The following is a 19,593-nucleotide window of genomic DNA, read 5'->3' on the forward strand; positions in this document are numbered from 1 at the left end:
TTCTTTTTTCACTCGTACCCATTTGTATCCTTAGCTTTTAAGCTGATTAGCTCGTAGGATTTACTTTATAAAACCAGTGTCGTCGTAACCAAAATGCCACATTCACCAGTGAAATTAGCACAGGCACCTCAACAAGGGGGCCTATAACTGTTGTGAATGCGATGGCAGAATTAAGTCCAAAGGCAGCAATAGCTACAGCAATAGCCAATTCAAAATTATTACTGGCTGCTGTAAATGAAGTTGCCGTTGTTTTTTCATAGCTTGCGCCGATGATTCTTCCCATTGCAAAACTGACAAGAAACATCACAATAAAATAGAGACCCAGCGGAATGGCAATACGAATCACATCAAATGGAAGTTGTAACACCATCCCGCCTTTCAAAGAAAACATCGCCAAAATTGTAAAAAGGAGGGCAACAAGGGTAATAGGAGAAATTTTTGGTAAAAAATTGGTTTCATACCAAGCCAGCCCTTTTCGCTTTATCAATACAAAGCGAGTCAGAAATCCCGCAAAAAAAGGAATACCAAGATAAATAAATACACTTTCCGCAATTGTCATAAAATTTATGTGAACTATTTGCCCAGTCATGCCAACCAGGGATGGTAATACTGTTAGAAAAAACCAGGCATAAACACTAAAGAAAAACAATTGAAAAATACTGTTAAATGCCACTAATGCCGCAGCATACTGATTATCTCCTTCGGCCAGTTGATTCCAGACAATTACCATGGCAATACACCGTGCCAAGCCAATGAGAATGAGTCCGGTCATGTATTCGGGATAACCATGTAAGAACAAGACAGCAAGTCCAAACATGAGAAATGGTCCAATAAGCCAATTTTGAATCAATGATAATAGAAGAATGCGCCAATCTTTAAACACCAACGGCAATTCTTCATATTTAACCCGGGCCAAAGGAGGGTACATCATTAAAATCAATCCGAGTGCAATGGGAATATTGGTGGAGCCAATAGATAAGGAATTGATAAATCGTGGTGTTCCGGTAAAGAGCGAGCCGATCCCGACGCCTGTGGCCATGGTCAGGAAAATCCAGAAAGTTAAATACCTATCTAAAAAAGAAAGACGCTTGGTGTTGCAAGTGCTCATGACAGCAACTCCTTTTCTATCCGTTGTTTCAGTTGACTAAATACATCTTCAAATAATGTATTGATTTGAATTTCAGAACCTTTTACTTTAGCAGGATCTGGGATACTCCAATGGAGTTTCTTAGGTTGACCAGGGAAAATGGGACAGCTTTCACTAGCCGCTTGGTCACAAACAGTAATGACTAAATCAATAGATTCTGATTTAAATTCATCCCAGGATTTACTGCGAGGTGTATTTGGTTGGATACCATGACGAACAAGAGTTTCTATCGCTTTCGGATGTACGTTTCCAGTCGGGATGCTACCTGCGCTAAAAGCCAGATAGCGACCATTCGAGTAATAATTAGTTATTGCCTCAGCCATAATGGACCGACAAGAGTTACCTGTACAAAGAAATAATAATTTAATTGGCTCAGTACCCATCAACCACAACATCCTATTGTTTTTGATTGTGTATCACAGCAAGGGGTTGATGTTTTTTTGGAAGGCATTGAGCACGAGCCCTCTGTTGTATTATCTCCAGAAAAAAATTGAGCATCCTCCATGGTATGATAGGCTTCCCATGCAATTCCATTAGGGTCACTCACCCATGATTTTACTGATTTGGCATAGCAACAGGTTGTTTCACCATCGCTATGGGTTGAAATATTAGCTTCTGAAAATTGGTTTCTCAGTGCTTCTAATTCAGTGGCATCATCCACTTGAATTCCTAAGTGTTCCACACCATGTTTTCCAGAACGAGTTGAAATGGCAAAATTAATACGCGGATTTTCCAGCATCCATTTGGCATAATCGGATTTAACTTTTACCGGATCTGCTCCAAATAAGGCATTGTAGAAACGAATGCTATCAGCAAGGTTGTTAACGCCAATATGAATATGAAAACGTTTCATGACTTACTCCTTTTTAGAATTACAGCAATCAGTTAATTCAATAACTAGACAATCTTGTGTCCCGGGTTGAATTTAAACTTGTTGTTTACTGCAACAATCTTGAACCATGAAGGCGATAAAGTCGCGCATTAACTCAAAATTTGCAGAATAAAATACATACCGCCCTTGACGATAGGACGTGACAATTTCGGCATTGGACAAATGGCTTAAGTGAAATGATAGGGTATTGTGTAAAATACCTAACTCATCGCCAATTGCGCCTGCCGATAACCCTTCTGGTCCCGCTTGAACAAGTAATCGAAACACTTGCAAGCGAGTTTCCTGAGAAAGAGTATCAAATATTTTTAGTGAATTTTTTATGTCCATATTTCTAGAATAGTAGAATTATTTTATTTAGTCAATCTGCCATTTAAAGTTTGAATTTTCCTGCCAAATAAATATAAAACTTACAATAACCCTTGTAAAAACTGAAGAGGTCGCAGCACTAATCTATGCTCATCTTTGGATGAAGCACAGTAAAACTCTCAGTTATTGATTTTAGTGTGTATTGACTACGATCTACTTTTTTAGGAAGATAGCCAGTCGGTTTAAAACTAACCTATCCTCTTGCACCCGATCTAGGGAATGGTAAATCATTTACTCTGATTCATTAGGGAAGCCAAAATGCAGATTTCGGTGTAAGGCCCTAGTTGATGAGGACTTATCATGTAGTTCCTTAATTTGTAAAAAATAGGGTGCTATACTTAAAAATTTCCTTAAAAAGGTGAAATATCACATTCATCACTTAACAGTCACAGCAAAAATTTACGGACATGAAGACTGGAATACTATGAAAGCAAATCTTGATAAAAATATGGTTAATACATCTTCTGAAGAGATGTGATGCTAATTTAATAGATCAGTTAGAAGAGTTGAAAAGTTTTGTTCTGTCGAAAATAGAAACCACCAGTTGTAATTTCTCAAAAAATAATAGCGCGTTGAGCTAAATGATTAGTTTTAAAGGACGACATTATCCATTGATGACAGTGAGGTGGAAGCTTTCTCATCCCCTAATCTACCAAAATATTGAATAATTTGATAGAAGAGCGTGGGCGCTGATTTAGATCATTCAACTGTGCAGAAATGGGTTGTTCATTATGCGCCACAACTTGAGCAGAGATTCAGAAAAAGAAAGAAACCTGTTGAAACAAGTTGGAGGATGGATGAAACGTATATTAAAGTGAATGGTAAGTGGGTTTACCTATATCGGGCTGTAAATAAAACAGGAAACACGATTGATTTTATGTTGTCAACGCGAGATCGCTCTGCTGTATTGAGGTTTTTAAAAAAGCCATTGGTTCCAGTGGGATGCAAAAAACAGTTAATATTGATAAATCAGGTTTCAATAAAGCAGCACTGGAGCATATTAACAAGTTACTTTTATCCATGGACTATGGCATTTTATTAATTGAAGTAAGGCATATAAAGTATCTCAATAACATGGTTGAACCAGATCATCGCGGCATTAAAAATATCACCAAATATATGCTCGAATTTAAATCATTTGAAGCCGGAGAAGCAAGCATTGCAGGAATTGAGTTGCCTCAAATGCTTAAAAAAGAACAGATGGAAAACGCAGGAGATACACCACCTTGGAAGTGGTTTTATGGGTTGGCTCCCTAATTACGCCCAGAATAGGTACTTCCTCAAGGAGGTGAAAAATTTTCGACAGAGCCCTTTTTAAGAGTTCAGGCATAGGCAAGGTGCGACTGGGAATTTTATCGGCCAGGACTGTTTGTGTGACTAAAGCCAAAATAAATCCACTATAAATAGAAAGAAGAATTCTTTTTTTCATGAATGCATCCTCTGCGGGTAGATGGAGTAATCTCCCATCAATGCAATCCTATTTTTATGTTGTAAATGGATATACACTGATTATATTCAAATTACTTTCAGATAGGGAAATACCATGATTAAAAAATTTACTTTTGTAACCTCATATGCATTAGTGCTCTTTTCTTTAATGTTTTGTTAACTTCCTGCACCTCTGTTACGAGTAAAGAGGATTCAAAAAACACTAAACCGCCTAAGCGAGTATTTGGTGGGTATCATCCGCATGGCCACGGACATCATTAAACCGGCATGAATTAAAGTATTGGGATTAAGAAAAACAATACAGGATTACTATTAATGCATGGGTATGGTGTGAAAATATTTTTGATATAAAGACAAATAGACCCCATTGTTTTCAAGGTGTTTTAGTGCTTTATTGATTTGATTTATTAACGCCAAAGCGTTCATTTTAGCCATAATTCCATAACCAATGCCTACAGGAAAGGGCTTTCCCAATCCTTTAAACAAGGTGTTATTATTGGCTATCCAATAATCAGCCGAAAAGTCATCCACCAATAGGGCATCCACTTCGTGTTGATTTAAGGCAGTTATTAGTTGATTGGTCGAGGGATATTCTTTAATCGAGTTGGTTTTAAAATCCTGAGTGATTAATTGTTTAAATAGAGAGCCTTTGATAATGCCTATTGTTTTATTGTTAAGGTTTTTCAGCGCCTTGATGGAGTTGTTTTTTGTGGTAACAAAACGTGCTTCACTGGCGAGATAAGGAAGACTAAAAAGAAAGGCTTGCTGGCGTTCCTTGGTGATGGTAATTGCGGCAATTGCCAAGTCAATTTTACCTGCATTTAAGTCAGTAAACAATGTGTTAAACAGCATGGGTTTAAATTGACATTGGGCTTTAATTTGCTTGCATAATTCAGTCATGAGCTCGATATCAAATCCAAAGAAATGATTTTGATCGGCACTCATTGAAAACGGTGGATCGTATGCTACTATCCCGATGGTTAATGATTGGGCCCTTAGCTCAGCAGTTAAGAGCATGAGTAAAACAAAGAACAATCGCATGAACATAAGATAAATAGGACGATGGGTCATAAAGAGCAGTGTATATCAATATGAGAATCATTTCAGTGGATTAGCATTAGATTTTTCTTCATTCTTTAGCTATAGGATTTATCAAGACTTAAAATCAAGGTACACTGGAACAACAAAATTTGTTATGGATTACTTAATAGGTAGGGAATGCGTTATTTAGTTTATTCAGTCCTCCTTTGTAGTGCAATGAGCTTTGTAATGAACGAAGGGCTTGCGGCTACTCCTTTGACGTTCAAACAAGCCCTGAGCATTGCTTATCGCAATAACCCCGACCTACAAGCTGAAATGGATAAGGCGCGCGCGATGCGCGGCACTTTTATTCAAAGCGGCCTTTATCCCAATCCTCAAGTGGCGCTAACCGCAGAAAATTTTGGCGGCTCTGGTTCTTATTCAAGCTTTGAAGCGGCAGAAACTACCGCATCTATTACACAACCCATCCCTTTGGGAAACCGGTTACACTACCAACAAAAAGCCACCTACGGTGATTACCTGGCTTCCTTAGCGCAAATTCAGGTGTATAAGGCAACACTGTACATTAATGTGGGGATGACTTATGTGGATGCGTTGTATGCAGGGCAGTGGCATCAGGTCACGAAAAAATTAACTCGATTAAATCAAGAGATTGTGGTGGCCATTGATAGACGCGTAAAAGCAGGTGCGGGTGCGGAACTGGATTTGCGCCTGGCTCAAGTACGCTTAGGCGATGCGCGTATTCAGGAGAAAAAGGCAGGCAGAGACGCTCTAGCGCAACGTGCTAAATTATCACGACTCTTAGGCGATGGATTAAGAGTAGACCGCCCCTTAATCGACAAAGGCCTGCCTGATGTGACCTTAAAGTGGTCGCAATTAATCAAAAAACTGCCGCAAAACCCCCTGTTGCAACAAATACAAATTCAGTTACAGGCCAAGCGTGCCGCTATCACGGCGGTTAAAAAAGCAGTATGGCCTGACTTAAACATTCAATTAGGAGGTCGGCATTTTTCGGATGATGACAGCAATGCCGCAGTAGCATCAGCTTACGCCCAAGTTCCTGTGTTTGATAGAAACCAAGGAAAAATCCTCACTGCTGAGGCGCAATACACCCAAACAGCCCATATGTACCAAGGCGCACGTCTTGATGTACGACAGAACGTCTACACCGTGTACTTGCAAGCCCAACAAAGTCAATACGAAGCCAATCTGGTGACTAATTCCTTGCTTCCTCTAGCGCGAAAGTCCATTACCTTAGCCCAAGAGGGGTATAAGATGGGACGTTACACCTACATTGAATTATCGCTTTCTTTAAACACCTTATTTGAAGAGGAACGCCATTATCAGCAGGCCCATGCTGATTTTCATAAAACATTAATTCAACTCACGGGACTTTTGGGCCTTCATCCGACCAAGGAGAGTAAATGAACTGCCTGTCACTAAAAGCCTTTCTCACCCTTTTTTTATTTCTGGTAAGTTTGAATGCGTCGATTACGTGGGCCAATGAGGCCAGCACGGGTGAGAAAACCGAATACGTGGCCGAAAAAGGACCTCATGGTGGTCGTTTATTAAATCAAGAGAACGTAAGTCTTGAGCTTGTTCTCTTTAGCCAAGGGATGCCGCCCCATTTTCGTGCGTATATTTATCAAAACGATAAGCCGGTTTTGCCTAGGGACACTAAGCTTACTGTTGCGCTTACACGATTTAATCAAAATAAAGACCTCATTACTTTTGCACCCAACGATGGCTTTCTACAAAGCAATCAAGCCATTCCTGAGCCGCATTCGTTTGATGTAGTAGTTACACTCACTTTGGCCGGTAAAACCTATCAATGGAATTATCCAAGCTATGAGGGGCGCGTGAAGCTTTTTCCTTCGACCCTTACTGCCGCAGACATCCAAACTGAAACGGCTCAAGAGCAAACCATAAAAACTCAATTAAAAGTAGTGGGAAAAATAGTACCCAATCGCGACACGATGGCACCTATATACCCCCGTTACGCCGGCATTATTAAAACCATGAATAAAATCTTAGGCGAAGAAGTGATAAAAGGTGAGCCATTAGTCACTATTGAGAGCAATGAAAGCCTACAAAACTACACGATTAACGCACCCATTACGGGCACCATCGTACAAAAATATGCGACCAATGGTGAGATGGCACAAGGCACCAAACCAATTTACGATGTGGCTAATTTAAATGATGTCTGGGCTGATTTTACCTTATACCGTAAAGAAGCGTCTTTAGTGAAAAAAGGCATGACAGTCAGAGTAACCGGTGATGAAGGAAAGCCTGATTCAACGAGCACTATTTTCTATATTTCACCGTTAGGAATTGAAGACAGTCAAACGACACTGGCCCGTGCGGTTTTGTCCAATACGCCTCGGCTGTGGCTTCCAGGCATGTATGTGAATGGGGCGATTATTATTAAAGAAAGAACCGTTCCGGTGGCTGTTCGTCTCTCAGCAATTCAACGCATGGGGGAACAAGAGGTGGTGTTTGTCCAACAAGGGAATTTTTTTGAAGCAACTCCTGTCACCCTAGGCCAGCAGGATAATCAATGGGCTGAGGTGCTTTTAGGATTGCGTGCTGGACAAAAGTATGTCACCAAGAACAGCTTTTTCATCAAAGCAGAGCTTGGCAAGGAAGGCGCAAGCCACGACGACTAAGGATAAAAGATGCTGCAAAAAATCATACGCTTTTCACTCAAACACCGCTGGTTTATCCTGTTGTTTACTTTGTTGCTGGCTCTTTTTGGCGTGTATAACTTTCAAAAACTGCCTATTGATGCGGTGCCTGACATTACCAATGTGCAGGTACAAATCAACACACAAGCGTCTGGTTATTCGCCCTATGAGGTAGAGCAACGCATTACCTTTCCTATTGAACTTGCCATGAGCGGCTTACCCAGCTTGGATTATACCCGCTCTCTTTCTCGTTATGGGTTATCGCAAGTAACCGTGATATTTAAAGACGGCACCAACATCTATTTTGCCCGTCAATTAATTAATGAGCGTTTGCAGGAGGTAAAAGACAAGTTACCACCGGAAATAGAAACCTCCCTTGGCCCTATTTCCACGGGGCTTGGCGAAATTTTCATGTACACGGTGACCAATAAACCCAATCTTCCCAAAGAGAAACAATATAACCCCATGGAGCTTCGCACGGTTCAGGACTGGATTATCAAGCCGCAGCTGCGCAATGTAGAGGGCGTTGCTGAGGTCAATACCATCGGTGGTTATGAGAAGCAGTTTCACATCACTCCAGATCCCGCCAAGTTAGTGCGTTACAACTTAAGTCTTACCGATGTGGTCGAAGCACTTCAGCGTAACAACGCAAACGTCGGCGCAGGCTATATTGAGCGCAATGGCGAACAAAATTTAATTCGCGTACCCGGACAAGTGCAAAACATTCCTGATATTGAAAATATTGTGGTGGCAAGCTTTGAGGGCACCCCAGTGCGTATTCGAGAGGTGGCAGAGGTGGCCTTGGGCAAAGAGCTGCGCACGGGTGCTGCAACCGAAGAAGGCCAAGAAATGGTGTTAGGAACAGTCTTCATGCTCATAGGCGAAAACAGTCGCACTGTGTCTGAGCGGGTGGCAGCCAAAATGAAAGACATCAACAAATCGCTTCCTGAAGGGGTAGAGGCAGTCACTGTTTACAACCGTACAGAGCTTGTGAATGCCACCATCAACACCGTGAAAAAGAATCTTCTTGAAGGGGCGTTACTCGTTTGTGTTATTCTTTTTGTGTTTCTAGGCAATATTCGTGCGGCTTTAATCACCGCGATGGTAATTCCTTTATCCATGCTAATGACCATTACCGGCATGGTGACCAATAAAATCAGTGCCAATTTGATGAGCTTAGGCGCACTTGATTTTGGTTTGATTGTCGATGGGGCGGTGATTATTGTTGAAAATTGCATCAAACATTTGGGTGAACAACAGCATGAGGTCAAGCGTTTATTAAACCTTGAAGAGCGCCTAAAAGTAATTGCTTATGCCACGACCGAGGTTATTCGCCCCAGTATTTTCGGGGTATTTATCATTACTGTGGTGTATTTACCCATCCTAACCCTTACCGGTGTGGAGGGGAAAATGTTTTTACCCATGGCTGAAACGGTCATTATTGCCCTGATGGCGTCCATGCTCTTTGCCTTAACATTCGTTCCAGCAGCAGTTGCCATTTTTCTAAATGGTCGCGTTCAAGAAAAAGAAAACTGGTTGGTACATTATATTTCACAAGGCTACGAACGGGTTTTAAGGCGTTGCTTTCATGCACGATTTTGGGTGATTGGGGCGGCAGTTGCTTTAGTTTTGGTGAGTCTATTGATTGCTTTTCGTCTGGGTGGTGAATTTATTCCAAGCCTTGATGAAGGGGATATTGCCATGCAGGTCATGCGTATTCCAGGTACGAGCCTTACTCAATCCATTGCCATGCAGGATATGGTCGAAAAACGGGTGAAACAATTTCCTGAGGTGCACAATGTTTTTGCCAAGATTGGTACTGCAGAAGTAGCTACCGACCCCATGCCACCGAACTTCGCCGATACATTTATTATGTTAAAACCGCGCAAAGAGTGGCCCAACCCTAAAAAAACCAAACAAGAATTGGTACAGGAAATTGAAGAAGCCATAAAGCAAATACCAGGCAATAATTATGAGTTTACCCAGCCAATTCAAATGCGTTTTAACGAACTCATTTCTGGGGTGCGTAGTGATGTGGCCGTTAAAGTGTTTGGCGATGACCTGAAGGTTTTATTAAAAATTGCCGAACAAATTGATGCGCAACTTGAAAAAACACCGGGAGCCGCTGATGTAAAAGTTGAGCAAGTTAGTGGTCTTCCTTTATTGACCGTGGAGATTAATCGCGATGCTTTGGCGCGGTATGGCTTGCAAATTGGTACCGTACAAGATGCCATTGTCATTGCTACGGGTGGTAAAAAGGGCGGCGAGCTCTTTGAAGGCGATAAACGATTTGACATTGTGGTGCGACTGCCGGAGTCACAACGCATGGATACCGATGTACTAAGGCAAGTGTTTATCCCCTTACCGCCTTCTAAAGATGGCCTGCGGCACTTCATTCCCTTAAGTGAAGTCGCCAAAATGGTACGTAGTGAAAGCCCCAACCAGATAAGCCGTGAAACCGGTAAGCGTCGCGTGGTAGTGAGTGCCAACGTACGTGGACGTGATTTAAGTTCATTTGTCCTGGATGCCAAGCAGCGTATTGAACAAAACGTTAAACTACCCAGTGCCTATTGGATAACCTGGGGCGGGCAGTTTGAGCAGCTCCAATCAGCCTCATCGCGCTTACAAATTGTGATTCCTATTACTTTGCTGGGCATTTTCCTGCTCTTATTCATGAGCTTTGGTAGTGTTAAAAATGCTTTATTGGTCTTTTCAGGCATTCCGCTGGCCCTAACGGGTGGCGTATTTGCTTTATGGCTTCGCGAAATTCCGTTGTCGATTTCAGCAGGCGTGGGGTTTATTGCCCTATCAGGAGTGGCTGTTTTAAATGGCTTGGTGATGATTACTTTTATCAATAAATTGCGTGAAGAAAAAAGGTTTTATTTAAAAGATGCGGTATTACAAGGCTCTCTGGCAAGGCTTCGCCCAGTACTCATGACTGCTTTAGTGGCATCACTGGGCTTTGTCCCCATGGCTCTAGCCACGGGTACGGGCTCTGAGGTGCAACGACCCTTGGCGACCGTGGTGATTGGCGGCATTATTTCATCAACTTTTCTAACACTCTTAGTCTTACCTGGCTTGTATTACGTGTTTCATGAGCGGCACAAAAAATCTTTGGTTAAAAAACCGGGTGAGGAAACTTAATTTATGCTCAGGATAGTCAATAAAGATTCTAGAGGATATAGAATATTATGTAAGTTATCTTATTGGCTACACACTCTGCAGCAGCATCACAATAACCCCTCCACAACTTTGACAATTTCTGTAAACACGCTATATTTATAGTTAAATACTTATTTAACTGTTTGATTGATGATGCTAACTCAAGACCAAATCATTACCTTAAGCGATATCTTACATTTGATGGGCGAGCCTAATCGCCTAAAGCTCCTTATAGTCTGCTTTGAAGGTCCCAAGTCTGTTTCGGAATTGGCAGAACAATTGCAACTTTCAGTGCCCTTAGCCAGCCATCATTTAAGTTTATTGCGCTCAGCCAGGCTTCTAATGGCTAATCGCGATGGCAAACATATTTACTACAGCATTTATGATGTCCATGTGCGTTGTATTCTTGCAGACATGCTCAAACACTTTACTGAAGAGACGGAGAATTAACATGAGTTTTTTAAAACGAATGCTTGGCAATTATCTTGGTGGCCACTCTGGTGGATATGGAAAATCTCATCATGGTCAAAGAAGCAAACACGGTAACTACTCCAACAATCCTGAATCAGGAGGGTTGAGCTGCCCACGCTGTAAGGGCTCTCTTGCTCCTGGGTCGCGCTTTTGCAGTCAATGTGGTAGTGGCCTTGAGAATACTCAATGCGCTTGTGGCGCCACTGTTGCTGCAGGGGCGAAATTTTGTGGCCAATGTGGGAGCTCATTATGACAAAGCCGCTCACCTTAACCACTTTTTTTGTTGCAGGCCTTGATTGCCCGTCTGAAGAGCAATTAATCAGGAGGCAATTAGAGGCAGTTCCTGAAGTGGAGCAGTTGGACTTTAATTTCATTGCTGAAGAGGTGACCATACACCATCGTCTTCCTGCTATTGATGTGTTGCAAAAACAAATCGAAGCATTAGGCATGAGTGTGCGCACCCAGGGCAGTACCTCTTCGGCAACAGAAGAGAAGAGGCGAGTGGATTCCTCATGGCCATTTATTGCTTTGGCAGGTTTTTTAGCTCTTGGTTCTGAATTAACTGCTTATTTTTTTGCAAAAGAGCAATCAATCTGGGTTATTCTTCCTGCGGTGCTTGCCATTATCTTAAGCGGCCCACCTACTCTTAAAAAGGGTTTGCTTGCGTTGCGTACCAAAGCCATGAACATTAATAGTTTAATGTTGATTGCCATCACAGGGGCACTGTTTATAGGGGCCTGGCCGGAAGCCGCAATGGTTACCGTTTTATTTGCTCTTGCTGAGCGCATTGAGCGGTATTCTCTGGATAAGGCACGCTTGGCCATCCGCAGTCTCATGCAGATTGCGCCTGAGGTGGCTCAGATTAAGATGGATAATGGTCAATGGCAGACTTTGCCTGTAGAAGAGGTTGCCGTTGGTGCAGTGTTTAAAGTAAAACCTGGTGAGCGTATCCCACTTGATGGGGTATTGATATCGGGACAAAGCACGGTGAATCAAGCACCGATTACAGGCGAGTCCATGCCGGTAAGCAAGTATGTAGGTGATGGGGTGTTTGCGGGAACTTTAAATGAGCACGGCACTTTTGAAGTTAGGGTCAGTAAGGCATCGGGTGATACGTTGCTTGCTAAGATTGGAAAAGCCATTGAGCAGGCACAAAGTGAACGCGCTCCAACGCAGCGCTTTGTTGATGAGTTTGCAAAATATTACACCCCTATTATGGTGTTGATAGCAATTTTAATCGCACTTATTCCTCCTTTGGCGTTTGGCTACCCTTTTTATGATTGGATTTATAAAGCCTTAACGTTATTAGTTATTGCTTGTCCCTGTGCTTTGGTTATCTCCACGCCGGTGACGGTAGTCAGCGGATTGGCTTCAGCAGCACAGCACGGTCTTCTTATCAAAGGAGGCAGCTATTTAGAAATGGGACATCAGCTCAAATTAATTGCTCTGGACAAAACGGGCACTTTAACCGAAGGAAAACCCGTAGTGACTGATTTTATTGCCTACGATAAAAAACAACCTGAAGCGTATTTATTACTACTTGCTGCAAGCCTTGATAGTCATTCGGAACATCCTGTTGCCCATGCTTTGGTGGAGTACTGGCGGCAAAATCAGCCCAATGAGTCCTTGCTCGAAGTAGCGCAATTTTCAGCACTCCCTGGCCGAGGGGTGCAAGGCGCTATTGGTCAAGAACGGTTTTATGTGGGGAATCATCAATTGGCAGAAGATAATAAGGTATGCTCTCTTGCTGTAGAACAAGAACTCAAGCGTTTAGAAAAAGAAGGAAAAACAACCGTTATTTTGAGTAATTCAGCGGTGGTTTTGGCGGTTTTTGCGGTGGCCGATACGCTTCGTGCTACGAGCAAATGGGCTATTGACACCTTGCATCAACAAGGACTTAAAACAGCGATGTTAACGGGGGATAATGCGTTGACCGCTCAAGCTATTGCCAAGGAAGTGGGGATTGATGAAGTGCAAGCAAATGTCTTGCCTACTGAAAAATTACAAGCAATTAATCGCCTTTTGGAGCAGTATAAAATCGTGGGAATGGTGGGTGATGGAATCAATGATGCCCCTGCCTTGGCTAAAGCCACGATTAGTTTTGCGATGGGGAAAGGCACCGATACCGCTTTAGAAACGGCGGATGTTGCGTTAATGAACGATAATTTAGCTATGCTTCCTTTATACATTGATTTAAGCCGAAGAACAGCGCGTATTCTTCGCCAAAATATTACGTTATCCCTTGCCATAAAAGGGGTGTTTTTTATTCTGGCATTGGGAGGAGTAGCAACGCTTTGGATGGCAGTATTTGCTGATATGGGTGCAAGCTTAATTGTTGTTGCGAATGGCCTACGCTTACTTAACTCGCACAAGGGGCATTCTGAATATCAGGAAATGAAAGGTTAATGAGTTGTCTTGGCAGTTTTATCTTGAATTGGGTGGATGATGAATGAGTGGGTTCCTAATGAGCAAGATAGTGCTCATTCTTTACGTTTTTTAGTGGTCGAATCCTCATTAGGCGCTCGTATTATCATTCGTGCACATTTATTAGAGTACAAGCATTCGGTGGATATGGCTTGGGATGATGAATCCGCAATAGAACTGGCCTTTATGAGAGCTTATGATTTTATCTTAGTGGATAACAAGTTAAATTGCTATGAGCTGATTGACCACATACAAAAAAATTCGGTATTCAATGAACAGACGCCCATGATCATTTTGACTTCTAACCATAACGAGGAGCACCAATCTCAGGGCAGCAGGATTTATTTTAAAAAACCCATATCCAAAATGGATGCATTACAATTGCTTGCTTTTCTAAAAAATCTTAAAAAATGAATCTTTTGGGTAGGATGTAAAATGAAAATTTTGGAGAGTAGATAAGGCTCATTTATCATCTATTATTCATTATGTTACGATGTAAAGAGTGTTAATGATATGTGGCTCGTTTTTAAGGAGAAATAATGAATACTAATGGATTTAAGATGATTGTGTTGATTGGTTTGTTGGGTTTTGGTTTGTCAGCGTGTACTCCCAAGACAACGCCTGCTCAAACTCATCCTGAAAGTGGCTATGAGGGGGGATTTGGTGGCGATGGTGGGCATGTGCATCAAAACAAGAACAACTAAATAGGAATACATCATGTTTACCAATGGATGGTTTTTAGGTTTTTTAGGTCTCGTAATTCTCATATTGATCGGCCTTACCTTGTTATTTCTAAAACAGAAGAAAACCATTCAATTTTACGTTGCCTTAATTACTTTTCTTATCATTACAGCGATTTTCCTCCATGGGGTTTCATTTAAATTAAAATAGCGACCGGTGATAAGGAGAAGTAATGGGTAAAATCGTATTTCCTGATGTCAAAAAATCTTCAAAAGAGCGGTTACTTTGGTCTGCTCTTTTGCTAACGGGTGGTTTTCTAATTGCTGAAGTAGTTGGGGGTATTATCACAGGAAGTTTAGCGTTAATATCCGATGCGGCACACATGCTCACGGATGTGACCGCACTCATTATTGCTTTAATTGCGATTCGGATTAGTAAACGTCCTGCAGATGAGCGCCGCACCTTTGGTTATTATCGATTTGAAATATTAGCGGCAGCATTTAACGCGGCCCTTCTTTTTGTAGTTGCTCTTTATATACTGTTTGAGGCTTATCAGCGCCTCAAACAACCTCCTGAGATTTATTCTTTAGGAATGCTTATTATTGCCAGCATGGGTTTAGTCGTCAATTTGGCTTCCATGTCGCTTCTTTCTTCAGAAAAAGATAAAAGCTTAAATATTAAAAGTGCTTATCTTGAAGTATGGAGTGATATGTTAGGCTCTTTAGGGGTGATTGCTGCGGCACTCATCATTCGCTTTTGGGGTTGGAGTTGGGTTGATTCGGCTGTGGCGGTAGTAATTGGTTTGTGGGTAGGGGTAGCGACCCCATTCGTGTCAAAATTTACGGTTTGATATTCTCCATAATGAAATTTGTTAGTTTAACTCCCCTAATATCCACATTTTGCTGTTTTACAACTTTAAATCCTTTGGCTTCAAAAAATGGTTTTGCTGTGATGCTTACTTCAGCAAATACCCTCTTTAGATTCAAGTCATTTGCCTTTTTAAAGATTTCATTCATCAACGAAGAACCAATACCAAAGCCTTGATATTCATGATGAACGTAGAAGCAATCGATGTGACCATTCGGTTCAAACTCAGTAAATCCAACTATTTTATTATCCATTAGAGCAACAAGTGGTGGAATGGTCCCCCATTTTTTCTTCCAGCTGGTTAATTCTAAAGAGGAAGAAGGTGCCCAGGCATTAACCTGCTCTTCAGAGTAATCCTGAACATTAATATTATGAATAGTGTAATAATAAATATTGGCTAACTGTTGTGCATCGTCAGCTATATAATGTCGAATAATAATTGGGGTTCGACAATCATTGGAACGAAAAGTTACTCTAAGGATTCCTACTCAGACCATACCAAGTAATTTTTTCCCGTCCTCTCGTAACTCACCTGTAGGTGATACATGCCGATATAAAGTTTGTTTTGTAATTCCGAGTTCTTCACATAACGGTCCTATTTTAGTTTCAAGTTGACCTAAAGCAGCCATCGCAAGTCTTAGTTTTGCTTGAGTCATTTTGTAGGGACGGCCACCTTTCCGTCCACGGGCACGGGCAGATGCTATTCCAGCGAGTGTACGTTCCTTAATCATTTCTCGTTCAAACTCTGAAAGTGCTGCAAAAATACCAAATACCAATTTCCCAGCAGCTGTTGTTGTATCAATAGCGGCACCATGACCTGTAAGAACTTTTAAGCCAATTTTTCTTGCGGTTAATTCATGAACTGTATTAACGAGATGGTGAAGATTACGTCCTAGGCGATCTAATTTCCATACAATTAATATATCACCTTCTCGCAGGGCTTTTAGGCAGTTTTGAAGTCCAGGTCTGTCATCACGCTTACCTGATGCATGATCTTGATAAATTGATTCTTCTTTAACACCCTCAGCCAATAGAGCATCTCTTTGTAAATCGGTTGTCTGCGATCCATCTGCCTTTGATACACGGGCATATCCAATGAGCATTTTTTATCCTTTATCATTATGGTGATTAAGTCACATAAACGACCGGTTATGTGACTCAACGAAAGCATTCCTCAGAATAAATAAAATTAGTCACTTTACTGGTAACTAAATTAACGTCTTTTAAACCATATTTCAAATTGATTATGTAACTTGCATTGAGGTACTATCCCGGCCTTTGTTTATGGGATATTTCTGGACAAGCATGCCTGTTGATTTTTTAACTGATGAACAATATCAGAGCTACGCTCGTTATCCTGATAAACTTTCTCAAGAGCAACTCGACAAATATTTTTACCTTGATGACAAGGATAGGGAGTTAATCAATACATGTCGTCGTGATTACAACAAGCTTGGTTATGCTTTGCAATTGACTACGATTAGATTTCTAGGAACCTTTCTTCCTAATCCAATTAATGTACCAAACAATGTTATTTGCTATCTTGCAAAACAATTAGAGATGGAACCTACAGAAGACATTAAATTTTACCTGGATCGAAAAGCTACTCGATCCGCACATTGCAATGAAATCAAGACGCTTTTTGATTATAAAGATCTCAGCGATATCTGGGGATATCGATTAACTCGCTGGTTATACTCTCAAGCTTGGTATGGTAATGAAAGACCCGGTATTTTATTTGAACGCTGTATATTATGGCTTGTTAACAAAAAAATTATTTTGCCAGGCATTAGTACCTTAACCATTTTAATAGCAAAGGTTCGAGATCGAGCATCAAAGCGATTATGGCAACGACTGACCTTATTGGTGAATAATAATCGTAAAGAACAACTGGAAAATTTATTGCTGACTCCAAAAGGAAGTCGCTACAGTAAACTTGATGAATTAAAAAAGGGGCCTACGCACATCAGTAGCACAGGATTAGTGAAGGCTTTTCGACGTTATCAGTGTATACGTGACTTGGGCATAGGCCAAATAGATATTGGCAATATACCGAAAGCAAAGATTAATCACCTGGCGAGATATGTCACTGTGTCGTGGGCACCGTCGATTGCAAGAATGCCTGATGACAGACGTATTGCTGTATTATTTTCTTTTGCTTATGTTTATGAAATCAAGGCACTGGATGATGCTTTGGATTTGTTGGATATGTTAATCACTGAAATCACCGCGGAGGCAAAACGATTAGGAGAGAGAAAGCGCATTCGTAGTTTGGGTGATTTAGATAAAGCTGCATTGAAGCTGTCTGATTTTGGGGATTTATTTTTAAAACACGAGAAGGACGATAACCTACCCAACGTCATTTACAAAGCCATTTCCAGAGATATTATTACGAATGCTGTAGAAGTCATTCGACAGATTGCAAAACCGAATCATGATAAATATTATGATGAGTTGCTTGAGCAGTACAAAACTGTACGCAGGTTCTTACCAATCTTACTCAATACTGTCAAATTTCAAACTACTAAAGAAGGAAAGCCAGTACAAGCTGCTATAGAATTTTTAGCGGCTATGGAGGGTAAACGTAAACCTTCATTTCAAAATGCACCCCTCGAAATTGTAAATTCTGGTTGGCGAAATATTGTTATCAAAGCCAAAACCAAAGAAATCGATAGGCCAGGTTATACCTTATGTGCCATGGATCATTTACAAGCTAATATGCGCAGCCGTGATATACATGTTGTGAATAGTGAGCGCTGGTGCGATCCGCGCGCTAAATTATTAAAGGGGTTAGCCTGGGAGCAATATAAGATCCCTGTATGCCGATCACTAAATCTATGTATAGATTTTGATGAAGCATTTGAGCATTTGTCTATAAAATTGGAGAATTCCTATCAGGATGTGATTGAAAGATTATCCAAAAATGATGCAGTTGAGATCGTTAAAAACAATAAGGGTAAAGACAGGATCAAATTATCCAGATTAGAAAAATTGGATGAACCTGAAAGCCTGAAAATGTTAAAGGATAAAGTGGATAGCTTGATGCCTCGGATTGATTTTCCAGAACTATTGCTCGAAGTCGACCACATGTCAGATTTTACTGATGAATGTACCCATATTAGTGATAATAATTCACGGGTTTCTGGAATTGAGGTTTCATTATGCGCGGTAATCATGGCGGAAGCGTGTAATATTGGGCTTGAACCATTAATTGATGAATACAGTCCGCAACTAACACGGAATCGATTAAGTTGGGTGCAGCAAAATTGCATTCGCGCAGAAACTATTGCCAGATCCAATGCACGACTAGTGGATATCCACTCTCAGCAGCCTCTTGCAAAAAAAATGGGCACAGGTAATATTGCCTCAGCTGATGGCATCAGATTTTCTTGCGCGGTAAAAACAGTGAACTCGGGACCTAATAAAAAATATTATGGACCAAAACGAGGATTAACCTATTACAATTTTATATCGGATCAAAGTACAGGATTTCATGGAATTGTCATCACAGGCACCTTGCGTGATTCGCTTTACCTACTGGATGGGATGCAAGATCAACAAACAAGTCTTGATATTAAAGAGATCATGACAGATACCGCTGGTGCGAGTGAAATAATCTTTGCCTTGTTTTGGTTATTAGGATACCAATTTAGCCCAAGGATTGCAGATGTTGGAGGAGCAAGATTTTGGAGAATCAATCCTAAAGCTGACTATGGTTCTTTGAATGATATTTCTAACCATAAAATTAGTGAGAACTCCATGCGAAAGCATTGGGAAGACATTTTACGGGTTGCTGCCTCATTGAAATTAGGCCACGTCAGTGCTTCAGATTTAATACGTTCTTTGTTTAGAAAAAATAGGCCTTCTGGTTTAGCTAAAGCATTAATGAATTTGGGTCGTATTATCAAGACTCTGTATCTGCTTAATTATATCGATAGTGAAGAATATAGACGCCATATTTTAGGACAACTCAACAAAGGTGAAAGCCGCCACAGCCTGGCGCGCACTGTGTATCATGGACGTCGAGGCGAAATATATGAAAAATATCGCGAGGGGCAAGAAGATCAACTTAATGCACTCGGATTGGCAACTAACGCGATTGTATTGTGGAATACAGTTTATATGCAGGCTGCATTAGATTATTTGCGTGCACAAGGTGAAGTGATAAAGGAAGAAGATGAGGCACGGTTATCTCCATTAGGGCGAAAGCATATTAATTTCTTAGGGCATTTTTCATTTATGCTGCCTAAATTTGTTGCGGAAGGACAATTAAGGTCACTGAACACGTCAAATGTGACTGAAAAGCTAGATCTGGCTTAAAGATTTTTGCTTAGAGTAACTTTTCGTTCCAATGATTGTCACACCCCTAATTTCATTGGCCATAATAATCTCTATTTGCTGTCAAT

Annotated in this window: 17 protein-coding genes and 1 pseudogene; 11 read left to right on the forward strand and 7 right to left on the reverse strand. The window is 41.1% G+C overall.

The features are described 5' to 3' along the window. Positions 1 to 46: 46 nt before the first annotated feature. From arsB to DYC89_RS16790, 4 genes are all read right to left on the reverse strand, one after another. Positions 47 to 1,108, reverse strand: coding sequence for an ACR3 family arsenite efflux transporter (gene arsB, locus DYC89_RS15745; RefSeq protein WP_115222845.1), 1,062 nt, complete (start codon positions 1,106 to 1,108; stop codon positions 47 to 49). Next, positions 1,105 to 1,530: an arsenate reductase ArsC gene (locus tag DYC89_RS15750; protein ID WP_115222846.1), complete on the reverse strand. Its 426-nt coding sequence runs from the start codon at positions 1,528 to 1,530 to the stop codon at positions 1,105 to 1,107. Before DYC89_RS15750 ends, arsB begins: the two co-directional genes overlap by 4 nt. Beyond that, on the reverse strand, positions 1,530 to 2,000 hold the full coding sequence (locus tag DYC89_RS15755; RefSeq protein ID WP_115222847.1) for an ArsI/CadI family heavy metal resistance metalloenzyme: 471 nt from the start codon (positions 1,998 to 2,000) through the stop codon (positions 1,530 to 1,532). The genes DYC89_RS15750 and DYC89_RS15755 overlap by 1 nt, the downstream gene beginning before the upstream one ends. 72 nt (positions 2,001 to 2,072) lie before the next feature. Next, positions 2,073 to 2,366: an ArsR/SmtB family transcription factor gene (locus DYC89_RS16790; RefSeq protein ID WP_281271391.1), complete on the reverse strand. Its 294-nt coding sequence runs from the start codon at positions 2,364 to 2,366 to the stop codon at positions 2,073 to 2,075. Between the two features lie 620 nt (positions 2,367 to 2,986). On the opposite strand from DYC89_RS16790, the pseudogene DYC89_RS15765 reads away from it, so the two are divergent. Further along, positions 2,987 to 3,662 (forward strand): annotated as a pseudogene (locus DYC89_RS15765) (IS6 family transposase). Positions 3,663 to 4,166: 504 nt separating this feature from the next. Here DYC89_RS15765 and DYC89_RS15770 read toward each other — a convergent pair. Further along, positions 4,167 to 4,925, reverse strand: a complete 759-nt coding sequence (locus DYC89_RS15770) for a transporter substrate-binding domain-containing protein (protein WP_245954070.1) — start codon at positions 4,923 to 4,925, stop codon at positions 4,167 to 4,169. 198 nt (positions 4,926 to 5,123) lie between these two features. Between DYC89_RS15770 and DYC89_RS15775 the strand changes: the two genes are divergently transcribed. The 9 genes from DYC89_RS15775 (at position 5,124) to DYC89_RS15810 (ending at position 15,170) form a co-directional block, all read left to right on the forward strand. Continuing rightward, on the forward strand, positions 5,124 to 6,323 hold the full coding sequence (locus tag DYC89_RS15775) for a TolC family protein (protein WP_425451571.1): 1,200 nt from the start codon (positions 5,124 to 5,126) through the stop codon (positions 6,321 to 6,323). Then, positions 6,320 to 7,564 carry an efflux RND transporter periplasmic adaptor subunit gene (locus tag DYC89_RS15780; RefSeq protein ID WP_115222849.1) on the forward strand — a complete coding sequence of 415 codons (1,245 nt, stop codon included), beginning with the start codon at positions 6,320 to 6,322 and terminating at the stop codon, positions 7,562 to 7,564. Before DYC89_RS15775 ends, DYC89_RS15780 begins: the two co-directional genes overlap by 4 nt. A gap of 9 nt (positions 7,565 to 7,573) precedes the next feature. Next, on the forward strand, positions 7,574 to 10,726 hold the full coding sequence (locus DYC89_RS15785; RefSeq protein WP_115222850.1) for a CusA/CzcA family heavy metal efflux RND transporter: 3,153 nt from the start codon (positions 7,574 to 7,576) through the stop codon (positions 10,724 to 10,726). Between the two features lie 171 nt (positions 10,727 to 10,897). Continuing rightward, complete coding sequence (locus tag DYC89_RS15790; protein ID WP_115222851.1) at positions 10,898 to 11,194, forward strand: ArsR/SmtB family transcription factor; 297 nt, start codon at positions 10,898 to 10,900, stop codon at positions 11,192 to 11,194. 1 nt (position 11,195) lies between these two features. Next, positions 11,196 to 11,468, forward strand: coding sequence for a zinc ribbon domain-containing protein (locus DYC89_RS15795; RefSeq protein WP_115222852.1), 273 nt, complete (start codon positions 11,196 to 11,198; stop codon positions 11,466 to 11,468). Then, on the forward strand, positions 11,465 to 13,621 hold the full coding sequence (locus DYC89_RS15800; protein ID WP_115222853.1) for a heavy metal translocating P-type ATPase: 2,157 nt from the start codon (positions 11,465 to 11,467) through the stop codon (positions 13,619 to 13,621). The genes DYC89_RS15795 and DYC89_RS15800 overlap by 4 nt, the downstream gene beginning before the upstream one ends. A gap of 36 nt (positions 13,622 to 13,657) precedes the next feature. Beyond that, positions 13,658 to 14,053 (forward strand): response regulator, encoded by a 396-nt coding sequence (locus DYC89_RS15805; RefSeq protein WP_245954071.1) that lies wholly within the window; start codon positions 13,658 to 13,660, stop codon positions 14,051 to 14,053. A 125-nt stretch (positions 14,054 to 14,178) separates the two neighbouring features. Next, positions 14,179 to 14,343 (forward strand): hypothetical protein, encoded by a 165-nt coding sequence (locus tag DYC89_RS16575; RefSeq protein WP_181879465.1) that lies wholly within the window; start codon positions 14,179 to 14,181, stop codon positions 14,341 to 14,343. Positions 14,344 to 14,552: 209 nt separating this feature from the next. Then, the gene (locus DYC89_RS15810; RefSeq protein WP_281271392.1) at positions 14,553 to 15,170 is read left to right on the forward strand and encodes a cation diffusion facilitator family transporter; all 618 of its coding nucleotides are present in this window, start codon (positions 14,553 to 14,555) and stop codon (positions 15,168 to 15,170) included. On the opposite strand, the gene DYC89_RS15815 is transcribed toward DYC89_RS15810, so the two are convergent. Both DYC89_RS15815 and DYC89_RS15820 read right to left on the reverse strand, forming a co-directional pair. After that, entirely contained in the window at positions 15,160 to 15,669 is a 510-nt protein-coding gene (locus DYC89_RS15815; protein WP_342767887.1) for a GNAT family N-acetyltransferase, read from the reverse strand. The two genes, DYC89_RS15810 and DYC89_RS15815, sit on opposite strands and share 11 nt — an antisense overlap. 6 nt (positions 15,670 to 15,675) lie before the next feature. Then, positions 15,676 to 16,290: a recombinase family protein gene (locus tag DYC89_RS15820; RefSeq protein WP_115222855.1), complete on the reverse strand. Its 615-nt coding sequence runs from the start codon at positions 16,288 to 16,290 to the stop codon at positions 15,676 to 15,678. A 202-nt stretch (positions 16,291 to 16,492) separates the two neighbouring features. Between DYC89_RS15820 and DYC89_RS15825 the strand changes: the two genes are divergently transcribed. After that, positions 16,493 to 19,507: a Tn3 family transposase gene (locus DYC89_RS15825; protein ID WP_115222856.1), complete on the forward strand. Its 3,015-nt coding sequence runs from the start codon at positions 16,493 to 16,495 to the stop codon at positions 19,505 to 19,507. The last annotated feature ends 86 nt before the right edge of the window (positions 19,508 to 19,593 follow it).

This window comes from Legionella donaldsonii, from assembly GCF_900452385.1.
Taxonomy (GTDB): domain Bacteria; phylum Pseudomonadota; class Gammaproteobacteria; order Legionellales; family Legionellaceae; genus Tatlockia; species Tatlockia donaldsonii.

What these genes read in the sequence shown, in the direction of transcription:
- DYC89_RS15810 (WP_281271392.1), top strand. Translation starts at nt 14,553, where the DNA reads ATGGGTAAAATCGTATTTCCTGATGTCAAAAAATCTTCAAAAGAGCGG.
- DYC89_RS15785 (WP_115222850.1), top strand. Translation starts at nt 7,574, where the DNA reads ATGCTGCAAAAAATCATACGCTTTTCACTCAAACACCGCTGGTTTATC.
- arsB (WP_115222845.1), bottom strand. Translation starts at nt 1,108, where the DNA reads ATGAGCACTTGCAACACCAAGCGTCTTTCTTTTTTAGATAGGTATTTA.
- DYC89_RS15825 (WP_115222856.1), top strand. Translation starts at nt 16,493, where the DNA reads ATGCCTGTTGATTTTTTAACTGATGAACAATATCAGAGCTACGCTCGT.
- DYC89_RS15800 (WP_115222853.1), top strand. Translation starts at nt 11,465, where the DNA reads ATGACAAAGCCGCTCACCTTAACCACTTTTTTTGTTGCAGGCCTTGAT.
- DYC89_RS15775 (WP_425451571.1), top strand. Translation starts at nt 5,124, where the DNA reads ATGAACGAAGGGCTTGCGGCTACTCCTTTGACGTTCAAACAAGCCCTG.
- DYC89_RS15770 (WP_245954070.1), bottom strand. Translation starts at nt 4,925, where the DNA reads ATGACCCATCGTCCTATTTATCTTATGTTCATGCGATTGTTCTTTGTT.
- DYC89_RS15755 (WP_115222847.1), bottom strand. Translation starts at nt 2,000, where the DNA reads ATGAAACGTTTTCATATTCATATTGGCGTTAACAACCTTGCTGATAGC.
- DYC89_RS16575 (WP_181879465.1), top strand. Translation starts at nt 14,179, where the DNA reads ATGAATACTAATGGATTTAAGATGATTGTGTTGATTGGTTTGTTGGGT.
- DYC89_RS15805 (WP_245954071.1), top strand. Translation starts at nt 13,658, where the DNA reads ATGATGAATGAGTGGGTTCCTAATGAGCAAGATAGTGCTCATTCTTTA.
- DYC89_RS15790 (WP_115222851.1), top strand. Translation starts at nt 10,898, where the DNA reads ATGCTAACTCAAGACCAAATCATTACCTTAAGCGATATCTTACATTTG.
- DYC89_RS15795 (WP_115222852.1), top strand. Translation starts at nt 11,196, where the DNA reads ATGAGTTTTTTAAAACGAATGCTTGGCAATTATCTTGGTGGCCACTCT.
- DYC89_RS16790 (WP_281271391.1), bottom strand. Translation starts at nt 2,366, where the DNA reads ATGGACATAAAAAATTCACTAAAAATATTTGATACTCTTTCTCAGGAA.
- DYC89_RS15750 (WP_115222846.1), bottom strand. Translation starts at nt 1,530, where the DNA reads ATGGGTACTGAGCCAATTAAATTATTATTTCTTTGTACAGGTAACTCT.
- DYC89_RS15820 (WP_115222855.1), bottom strand. Translation starts at nt 16,290, where the DNA reads ATGCTCATTGGATATGCCCGTGTATCAAAGGCAGATGGATCGCAGACA.
- DYC89_RS15780 (WP_115222849.1), top strand. Translation starts at nt 6,320, where the DNA reads ATGAACTGCCTGTCACTAAAAGCCTTTCTCACCCTTTTTTTATTTCTG.